Genomic DNA, 9,094 nt, shown 5'->3' with positions numbered 1-9,094 from the left:
CCTGCGGCGTTAGTCCGAGTCCGGGCACCACTATTTAAAGAACCCGCCCAAAAGGTGGGTTTTTACTTTTCTGCAGCCGGACTCTCCATCGAACTGCGTTCGATTATTCGCCGCCAACACAACCTCGTTAAAGCTGATGAACGACCTGCTGCAGAATACCCATGTTAGCCTGGTCCAATACCCGTTCATCCCAACCCATTTCTGAGCTCGAAACCGCAACACTCCAGGCTGAATTTGTACCCTTCGGCAAAATTTTGGCTCTGATCTCGTGGTTTACGGTAACAAAGTCCTGAGTGACCAAACGTTGAATCGGGGCCAGGTTTGCATGTACTACCTGACTTCCTGAACCGACGCCAAAACGTAACGGATGTGACTTCATTTCATTGTTGAGCGCCGTTTCTGCTTTTGTCTTATCCGAATAGACCTTGTTGTTGAGGCCCTGGAAGAAATCATTCAGTTTGTTTCTTAGCTTGGCGATAGACTTGATGGTTTCGAGAAAATCTTTATTCGTCGCCACCTGAACATCGGAAAAATTATTACGGAGCAACGCCATCGCGCCAGCGGCCAGGCCGGTCGCGCCGACAGAAGATAACGCATAACGCGCCGCTATACCCGAAAGCGACGAACCCGCCTGCGAGGCGGCAATGGCGGCGGTACCTGCGCCAAAAGAAGCGAGACCGCCAATGCCTGCCAGTATTTTACCGGCCACATCGTAATAGCTTTTTGTCTGATCCCGGTAGACGTTGCCGCCGTAACCATACATATGCGCGGGCGTTGTTCTGAAGCGATCAAAAAACGCGGCATGATTGCTCATGGTGGTAGTACGACGACTGGCCCCCGTCAAAGATTCCAGTTCGTATTCTTCGTCGCGTTGTCTTCTCGCAGGCTCTTTACTGGCAGCAAGCAAGCGCTCATAGGTATCCATAATCGTGCGATCCGGAGCGTTCTCAAACTGACTCAAAGTTCCTTTATCCAGTTCATTGACGAATGAAATAATAATATCCAGCTGCTCTGCGTCAAACCGGGAATGATCGGAGAGAACCGCATTTATCTCGGAGGTAATATCTGGCATTGCAGGCGCTCCAGCGTCGATTAAATTTCTTTATTCTGTTTGATATCCCAACCCGATTTAGTTTCTGCGCCTTTGGTCCCTTGAGAAGACTGCTCCCAATAATGCAGATTAACTTTAGATGCCTGAAACAGGTAATTCACCATAATAGTGTCGGTATGACCCACACCGCTAAAACTGGTTTTCGTCACCAGAACATCTTCAAGGACAACACGCGAATACTCAATTTGCGAACCGCCGGCTTTGCAAATTGATAGTTCGACTTTAGCGACATGTTTACCGCTAGCGCAAAACTTGAGAACTGCCGGCGTTGCTTTATCTATCAATGCTTGTACCGAAAGGTCCTGAAAATTAACTTTACCCGCTCCGCCACCGCCGCCAACGCTCATATTCCCAGGCTGCTCAGCCGCCCAGCTAAATGACAAAACATCTATCCAATTTTTATGATTTGAGTCGTTAGATTCACCGGTTACCCCATCAACCTTCAGATACATATCAATAGCCATAACAGTCCCTATATTGCATGTTTTAAGAAAAGGAGCCCCCTAATAAGCTAGTTTAAATTTTGCAGATTTAAATGAAGAACACATTACACAAACAAAACCAGGAATAATCTCAGCATCAGTATTCGTTTTGCAAAAGGCTAACATTAACCTTAACGACTACCTTTTTAATCTCCTGCGGCAATGTCGTAATACATCCAGGTTTATGCGGCTCACCAGGCATAAATATCACGAAATTACCAGGCCGTAGCGTAATGGCCTGCTGATTTTCAATCGCATTACACAACTGATAATCCTCTTCAACGTGTATCGCTTCGCACTGCTGTGCACAATTTACCATTCCCCACAGAATACGTTCTTCACCGCTTAGCAACAGTTGAATATCGATATATTGCGCATGCTGTTCCGATTTTTTACTTTCCGCTAGCTGGGTAGTAAATACCATGACGTTCATAAAAATATCGTCACCGCGTAGATTGAAACGTCCAGGAGATTTCTCCTGTGGACAAGCGGCTACCGCCAGCATCAACGCTTCGGCTAAAATGGGATGTATCCCGGAGGCGGTTAGCGTTCCAATATCACCTGCTATCATGAGTTATTCTCCCGAGCCAGTAACACCGCTCCCAGCAATCCCGCGTCATGTCGGTAATGCGCGGGTTGTAACATTACGTGATATACCGACGGTTCCTGCGCAAGGTAAGCTCTCACCATCTCCAGATAACCTTCCGCCAGGCCGATGCTGCCACCGACCACCACGCGCTGGCAATCCGTTGTCGCTTTTACATCAGCGATCAATCTCGCTAAGGTCTGTGCCGAACGGTGAATAAGCCCAATAGCCTGCTCATCATCCTGCCCGGCACGCATGAAAATCGTTTTCGCATCACATCCGCTGAGTTCTCCCTGAGCGGCGGCCGCCATTCCACGTCCGGAAGCAACAGCCTCTACGCAGCCGCGCCGACCACAACCGCATAGCGGTCCATTCGGGTCCGCTAACGTATGGCCCAGATGGCCGGCGAGACCGCCATTCCCGGTGATTAGCCGACCATTACTCACTACGCCGCCCCCTACACCTGTGGATACCGTGATGAAAACCATGTCGCGACATTCATCCCCCAGAGCATGGTATTCCGCCCATGCCGCAGCTTGCGCATCGTTAACCGCCAGTGTGGGTAGGCCGGTGATTTTTTCCAGCGTCTGCGTCAGCGGAAAATGCTGCAAACCGCCCAGATTATGGGGATTGATGGCCGACAGCACGCCGCCGCTAATTATTCCGGTAGAGGCAATTGCCACTCGCTGGGCGCGAGCAAACAACGGCACGATCAGCTCTTGCAGCGTCGAACATAGCGCTTCCGGCATTTTGCTGGCGGGTGTCGGCAACTCACGGCGTTTAAGGAGGTTCAGGTCATCATCCACCAGCGCGGCGGCGAGTTTGGTTCCGCCGATATCAATAGCAAGCGTAGTCATGACACCGCCTTTTTTAACGCCGAGTTATACCACTGGCAGATATGCTCAAGACGAGTGATGGCAGAGCCAACGGTCACGGCCCATGCCCCCTGGCGCATCGCAGTTGCCGCCTGCGCCGGGGTATTGTAGCGCCCCTCCGCAATCACCCGGCATCCGGCCTCGCTGAGTGTTTTCACCAGAGCGAAATCGGGTTCTTCCGGCGTTTTCACCGTCGTGTAGCCAGAAAGCGTCGTCCCGATAATGTCGGCCCCCTGCTGCTGGCAAGCCATCCCATCTTCAAAAGTTGAACAGTCGGCCATCGCCAGCAAAGCATGCTGATGAATTCGCGCCAGCAGTGCCGCAACGGTAACCGGACGCAGGCGATCGGTACCATCCACGGCGATAATATCCGCCCCGCCTTGCGCCAGCGCATCAACATCTTCAAGGAACGGGGTGATCCGGACTGGCGAATCGTCGAGATCGCGTTTCATAATCCCGATGATAGGAATAGAAACGACGGCGCGGGTGGCGCGTAAATTCTCAATGCCCTCAATACGCAGCGCGACCGCCCCTGCCTGCTCCGCCGCCAGGGCCATCGCAGCGACAATTTCAGGCTTATCCAGCGGGCTATTTGGTACAGGCTGGCAGGAAACTATCAAACCACCAGATTGCGCAATGTTTTGATTAAGCTGTTCAAGTAAAGACATCATCATATCCTTAGGCAAACATTCGTGATTGGCCGGGCGCCATGGTTAATTTTTACTTTTCGCTAATGTGCTTTTACCGCGACCAAACGGCCCTGCGCCGCTGAACGGTTTGCCATCGATCGCATCATGGGTACGCATGGCTTCCGGGCGGATCCACCGCTGGACGCGAGTTGGCATATCAAGCCCGATGAGTAAGATCACCACGAACGTCAGGCTAAAGGAGAGCGAACCCAGCGCGGTGCCTAAATCCAGGCGTTGAGCAATTAACGCCCCGAGAATCGGCGCTAACGCGCCGCCCAAAGCACCGACGTTGTAAGTAAATCCCAGACCCGCAGCACGCTGATCGGTTTCGAAATAACCGCCGATCAGCTTCGGTAAGATCCCTGAAATTCCTTGACCCAGCATTTGCTGGAAGAACAGTAACAAACCGAGTACCCAGACATTGGTGCCGCCTATCGCAAATACCGGAACGATCAGCAGTTGCGAAGCCAGTAAACTGCAAACGTAAGCTTTACGGGTCCCCAGCCAGTCGCCGAGGAAACCGCCGACGCAGCAGCCGACAGCTGCACCAAAACCGCTAAAGAACAATACGTTAGCAACAGTATGTGGATCATAGGCCAGTTCAGTTTTCAGATAAGTAGGTAGCAGCGCCTGAATCGGCCAGGAGTAGAGGAAAGCGAAGAGCACCACCACCATCAACATCACGCCGGTCGGCCAGCGTTTACCGCTGCTTTGCACCATGAAACTGATGAAGATAATGGCGCATACCAGGCCCAGCAGCGCAACCAACCCGGCAATACGCGCCTCGCCGGCAAAGCAGTACCATAACGACGCGCCTGCCACAAAGGTCATGATGATGTTTAGCACCCGATGCTGGCCGCGATAGAGAATATCGACCATCGTACGTACCGGCGCTTTACCTTCGTGCTTCTCTTTCCAGTCTTCCGCTTCCGGAATGTTTTTACGCAACCAGAGGGCAAAAACGATGGGGACAATGCCGATGAAAAAGAGCGCACGCCAGCCCCAAACGGGCACCACCAGACTATAAACCTGCGCGGCGACGACGGCGCCAACCGAGAAGCCAGAGATCAGAAATCCACTCGCCTTATTCCGCAAGTGTTTCGGCCAACTTTCAATAACATAGGTAGCGCTGGAGCCATATTCTCCCGCCATGCCCATCCCAATAACCAGCCGGGCAATAAAGAGAGAGGTGTAGCCAGGGGCAAAACCGCAGGCCAGCGTACCCAACGAAAAAAGAACAATGCTGGTCACCATCGCCAGGCGGCGACCGTAGCGATCCCCCATTGCCCCGAGCATCAAACCGCCAAACCAGCGAGAGATAAAAGCGGCGGAAATCAGGCTTGCCGCCTGTACCGTCGTCAAACCAAATTCCCCCTGAACCTCAGTGAGCACCAGGGCGATTAAGACAAAATCAAAACCATCAAGCAAATACCCTAACCAGGCAGCGGAAAATGCCCGCCACTGCGCCCGGTTAAGATGACGATACCACGGGATATTCTGGGTTGTTGTACTCATGGTGAGTCTCCCGCGATGGGCTGCGCCCACTCGCTTTGGTATGAATTGAATATCGTTGTTGCCGGATGACGCCCGCTTCAGATGTCTGATTAAATCTCTTATCGAAAGCGCAGTTTATGAGCGTCTCCGGCGAGAAATCAGCCGCGCTCCTGCATTAACTGCTGCGCCAGCGCTTTCAATTCGGCCTGGAATTTATCCTCTACCGGCGCAAACGGTTTACGGCAGAGTGGTACGGAGAGCACATCCATATAGTGCAGCACCGTTTTCAGTCCACGGAATACGCCCACTTTGACTAACAGATCGATGACCTTATTACACTCATGCTGCAGCTGCTGCGCCTTCGCGGTGTCGCCCTCTTTCAGCGCCTGCACGATCCCCAGATAGCGCCAGGCCATAATGTTATAGGTACTACCGATCCCGCCGTCAGCGCCCGCCAGCAAGCCGGAAGCGAAAATTTCGTCATAGCCGTTGTAGAGCACCAGTTCCGGATGCGCGCGACGGATTTGCTCCATTTGATAGAGATCGCCAGACGTTTGTTTTAACGCGCCCACCCCCGGTAATGTCACCAGTTGGTTAATCTGCTCTAAGGTCAGTTTTACCCCACTCAGCGCCGGAATGTTGTAGACCACCATCGGTATCCCATCAGCAGAATCAATAATTGCGCGATAATGATCGCAGTGCTCTTCAAAGCTGAACGGGTAGTAGAACGGCGTTACCGCGGAAACCGCATCAAAACCATAGCGCTTAGCCGCCACCGCCAGCTGCTGGCTTTCCGCCGTACTGACGCAACCAACATGCGCAATTAAGGTAATTTTCCCTTTCGCCTCTTCCGCTACGATTTCAAGGACTTCTTCGCGCTCGGACAGGCTCTGAACGAAGGCCTCCCCGGTCGATCCGCCGACGTAAACCCCATCAACGCCCTGCTCAATATTGAAACGCACTAACCGACGCAGGCTCGCCCGATCGATGTTCTGCTGTGCGTCGAATGGGGTCAGAAGCGCGGGCATCACGCCACGTAAATGGCTAACCATATATACCTCGTAATGATGTTGACTGGATTAACTATGTACCTTTATACCTGTTATACCAGATCATTTTTAAAGCAGTACAATAGGGAAAGCTTATTGTGCGATCGAGTTCACTAAACCGATCGCGAAGCAGGGATCATTTAGCGGATTTTTTGGTTTTACCTAAGGCACGCCAGGTGGCGGAAACACTTTTGAGGTGGGTTTGCAACGCACGATCGGCTTCGTCCGGATCGCGATCGCGTATGGCGTTAAATATGGCGATATGCTCTTGAAAACTGACGTTATTATGATGATGAAGCTCTTGCTCCGACACTTTCGGCCGCGCAGCGATTAGCCAGTCAAGCAAAGCAACATGCGTCGCCATAAAGATAGGGTTGCCGGGGATCTCCGCCAGCACGCGGTGGAAATCGACGTCTGAGCGAATAAATTGCGCGTTATCATCCAGCGACTGGCCGTTAATCTCCAACGCCTTGCTTAACAGGGAAATCTGCTCATCCGTGGCGTTCTCAGCCGCATAGCGCACCAGGCTTGATTCGAAAAAAAGACGTAACTGCTCGAAATGCGCGATACCGCCAGGCGCGGAGAGAAAATCCTTCGCCAGCCCGGAAAGCTCGGAAATGATGGTGTCCGCCGACGGTCTCGAGACTCGCGCACGTTCGCCATTGTTGATTTGCACCAGGCCCTTACGCTTGAGCGCAGCCAGCGCTTCACGTACCGACGGGCGCCCGACGTTAAAAAACGCCATCAGCTCACGTTCGGAGGGAAGCTGTCCACCTTCGCCAAACTCGCCGCGACGAATCATCTGCTCCAACTCTTCTTCCACCATTTCAGACAACTTTTTGCGCGCCAGTGGGCGTCGGCGCAGGCTGTTGCCGATAGTTTCCTGGGTGTCATCTGACGAGTGATCGAACGCGCTCATAAGTATCGTTTAACCTGGAAAAAAGAGAAAAAGTTTCGCTTTTTCATCATATCACAAATCATACGCGGGTAATGAACAGCGGTAAGCAGCCGCTTTCCGCAATAAAAAAATAACCGATTGGCCTTTGTCCCAGCAGAACAACATCACTTACCGGAACCCATCGCCCCTCCTGAAAAGCTCACCTGCGATTTGTCCTATAAACGTTTACCCGTTCCATTAAGTTTTTACTTATCATTGCAATTTGCAAATGATATTGGTAATTATTCTCATTAGCATTTGCATTGGTGATTTCTTTGGCAAGGTATACCGAGGCCGTATGGGAACGAGCATCGCCTGAACAACGGCGCTTTGTCCCTTACCGACCCGCGAAGGCGACGCTATCAGGATGATGCGACACGGTGTCTTCAGGAATTACGGACATCGCCCAGCGCGTTGACCAGCCTCTCACCCGGCAAATGCGGTCTCACAAGCCGCCGTGGCAGTGCGGCGGCGCGTCAGGCCGTTCATCAGGACAATGACGCGCAAGCGTTAATGGAAGTCGGGACAGGGAATTCCCGATTCGTCAGCGTGCGCTACGGATTCACCGCCTGCGATAGGGTCGCCGGCGTTGCCGTGCGTCGCGCTGGCGAAACTAAAAAATGGCGCAGCGCCAGGCACAGCCGGGTTAACGATAGTTAACGTCGCGCTGGCCGGCATATTGACTGCGTCGACTTCCTGAATTAGTTCGTCAAGCGGAGAGGGATTTTCTCATGCGCATTCTGTTTGTTGGCCCACCACTCTATGGGCTGCTATACCCGGTGCTGTCTTTGGCGCAGGCATTTCGCGTTAACGGTCACGAAGTGCTGATCGCCAGTAGCGGTAAATTCGCCCAAAAGGCGGCCGAGGCAGGGCTGGTGGTGTTTGATGCCGCGCCCGGCTTCGATTCGGAGGCCGATTATCGCCGCCGCGAGGCGCAGCGGAAGGAAAGTAACATCGGCACCAAAATGGGCAACTTCTCGTTCTTCAGCGAAGAGATGGCCGACCAACTGGTGGAGTTTGCCGGACACTGGCGGCCCGACCTTATCGTCTATCCTCCCCTCGGCGTCGTCGGGCCGCTGATCGCCGCCAAATACGATATCCCGGTGGTCATGCAAACTGTCGGCTTCGGCCACACCCCCTGGCATATCAAAGGTGTGACGCGCTCGCTCACTGACGCCTACCGCCGCCACGGCGTCGAAGCTCCGCCGCAGGATATGGCGTGGATCGACGTGACGCCGCCGAGTATGAGCATCCTGCAAAACGATGGCGAACCGATCATTCCCATGCAATACGTGCCGTATAACGGCGGTGCGGTTTGGGAAGAATGGTGGGAACGCACGCCCGATCGCAAACGGCTCCTGGTCAGCCTGGGCACCGTCAAACCGATGGTCGATGGCCTCGATCTGATCTCCTGGGTGATGGATTCCGCCAGTGAAGTCGATGCCGAGATCATTCTGCATCTCTCAGCCAATGCGCGCTCCGATCTACGCGCGTTGCCGTCAAACGTTCGCCTGGTTGACTGGATCCCGATGGGCGCCTTCCTCAACGGCGCCGATGGTTTTATCCATCACGGCGGCGCTGGCAACACCCTGACGGCGCTGCACGCGGGTATTCCACAGATCGTTTTCGGCCAGGGGGCCGATCGCCCAGTAAACGCCCGCGCGGTAGTCGATCGCGGCTGCGGGATCATCCCCGGCGACGGAGGTCTGTCGAGCAGCATGATCAATGCTTTCCTCGACGATTGCGCATTACGTACGGCCTCTGAAGAGGTGGCGGCGGAAATGGCGGCGCAGGCCTGCCCAACCGAGGTGGCGAAAGAACTGGCCGCCATGGCGCAAAAAGGGTAATGGCCGCCGTGGCGGATTTCATCT

At 53.6% G+C, this 9,094-nt stretch carries 10 protein-coding genes; 2 read left to right on the top strand and 8 right to left on the bottom strand.

Annotated features, from left to right (window positions below):
- Positions 1–127: 127 nt before the first annotated feature.
- The 8 genes from ABLU86_RS08970 to nanR all read right to left on the bottom strand — a co-directional run bounded on the left by ABLU86_RS08970 (position 128) and on the right by nanR (position 7,205).
- Positions 128–1,072 carry a hypothetical protein gene (locus ABLU86_RS08970; protein ID WP_063446948.1) on the bottom strand — a complete coding sequence of 315 codons (945 nt, stop codon included), beginning with the start codon at positions 1,070–1,072 and terminating at the stop codon, positions 128–130.
- 20 nt (positions 1,073–1,092) lie between these two features.
- Complete coding sequence (locus tag ABLU86_RS08965) at positions 1,093–1,575, bottom strand: type VI secretion system tube protein Hcp (protein ID WP_015369713.1); 483 nt, start codon at positions 1,573–1,575, stop codon at positions 1,093–1,095.
- A gap of 115 nt (positions 1,576–1,690) precedes the next feature.
- Positions 1,691–2,164 carry an N-acetylneuraminate anomerase gene (gene nanQ, locus ABLU86_RS08960; protein WP_260575994.1) on the bottom strand — a complete coding sequence of 158 codons (474 nt, stop codon included), beginning with the start codon at positions 2,162–2,164 and terminating at the stop codon, positions 1,691–1,693.
- Entirely contained in the window at positions 2,161–3,036 is an 876-nt protein-coding gene (locus ABLU86_RS08955; RefSeq protein WP_348796166.1) for an N-acetylmannosamine kinase, read from the bottom strand. Before ABLU86_RS08955 ends, nanQ begins: the two co-directional genes overlap by 4 nt.
- Positions 3,033–3,722 carry an N-acetylmannosamine-6-phosphate 2-epimerase gene (locus ABLU86_RS08950; RefSeq protein WP_032712518.1) on the bottom strand — a complete coding sequence of 230 codons (690 nt, stop codon included), beginning with the start codon at positions 3,720–3,722 and terminating at the stop codon, positions 3,033–3,035. The genes ABLU86_RS08955 and ABLU86_RS08950 overlap by 4 nt, the downstream gene beginning before the upstream one ends.
- Positions 3,723–3,767: 45 nt before the next feature.
- Complete coding sequence (locus tag ABLU86_RS08945) at positions 3,768–5,258, bottom strand: MFS transporter (protein WP_020077939.1); 1,491 nt, start codon at positions 5,256–5,258, stop codon at positions 3,768–3,770.
- A gap of 137 nt (positions 5,259–5,395) precedes the next feature.
- Positions 5,396–6,289, bottom strand: a complete 894-nt coding sequence (gene nanA, locus ABLU86_RS08940; RefSeq protein WP_015703468.1) for an N-acetylneuraminate lyase — start codon at positions 6,287–6,289, stop codon at positions 5,396–5,398.
- A 133-nt stretch (positions 6,290–6,422) separates the two neighbouring features.
- Positions 6,423–7,205 (bottom strand): transcriptional regulator NanR, encoded by a 783-nt coding sequence (gene nanR / locus ABLU86_RS08935; protein ID WP_042897796.1) that lies wholly within the window; start codon positions 7,203–7,205, stop codon positions 6,423–6,425.
- A gap of 432 nt (positions 7,206–7,637) precedes the next feature.
- On the opposite strand from nanR, the gene ABLU86_RS08930 reads away from it, so the two are divergent.
- Both ABLU86_RS08930 and iroB read left to right on the top strand, forming a co-directional pair.
- A complete protein-coding gene (locus ABLU86_RS08930) occupies positions 7,638–7,883 on the top strand; it encodes a hypothetical protein (protein WP_162378674.1) in 246 nt (81 codons plus the stop codon).
- Between the two features lie 71 nt (positions 7,884–7,954).
- On the top strand, positions 7,955–9,070 hold the full coding sequence (iroB, locus tag ABLU86_RS08925; RefSeq protein WP_015369705.1) for a salmochelin biosynthesis C-glycosyltransferase IroB: 1,116 nt from the start codon (positions 7,955–7,957) through the stop codon (positions 9,068–9,070).
- The last annotated feature ends 24 nt before the right edge of the window (positions 9,071–9,094 follow it).

It is taken from the genome of Klebsiella sp. JN_Kp121 (genome assembly GCF_040062145.1).
Classification (GTDB): domain Bacteria; phylum Pseudomonadota; class Gammaproteobacteria; order Enterobacterales; family Enterobacteriaceae; genus Klebsiella; species Klebsiella aerogenes.
Note: the sequence above shows the minus strand (reverse complement) of the source record. Positions and strands in the feature narration are given on the sequence as shown.

Coding starts and splice junctions, on each gene's coding strand:
- ABLU86_RS08970 (WP_063446948.1), bottom strand. CDS start 1,072: ATGCCAGATATTACCTCCGAGATAAATGCGGTTCTCTCCGATCATTCC.
- ABLU86_RS08965 (WP_015369713.1), bottom strand. CDS start 1,575: ATGGCTATTGATATGTATCTGAAGGTTGATGGGGTAACCGGTGAATCT.
- nanQ (WP_260575994.1), bottom strand. CDS start 2,164: ATGATAGCAGGTGATATTGGAACGCTAACCGCCTCCGGGATACATCCC.
- ABLU86_RS08955 (WP_348796166.1), bottom strand. CDS start 3,036: ATGACTACGCTTGCTATTGATATCGGCGGAACCAAACTCGCCGCCGCG.
- ABLU86_RS08950 (WP_032712518.1), bottom strand. CDS start 3,722: ATGTCTTTACTTGAACAGCTTAATCAAAACATTGCGCAATCTGGTGGT.
- ABLU86_RS08945 (WP_020077939.1), bottom strand. CDS start 5,258: ATGAGTACAACAACCCAGAATATCCCGTGGTATCGTCATCTTAACCGG.
- nanA (WP_015703468.1), bottom strand. CDS start 6,289: ATGGTTAGCCATTTACGTGGCGTGATGCCCGCGCTTCTGACCCCATTC.
- nanR (WP_042897796.1), bottom strand. CDS start 7,205: ATGAGCGCGTTCGATCACTCGTCAGATGACACCCAGGAAACTATCGGC.
- iroB (WP_015369705.1), top strand. CDS start 7,955: ATGCGCATTCTGTTTGTTGGCCCACCACTCTATGGGCTGCTATACCCG.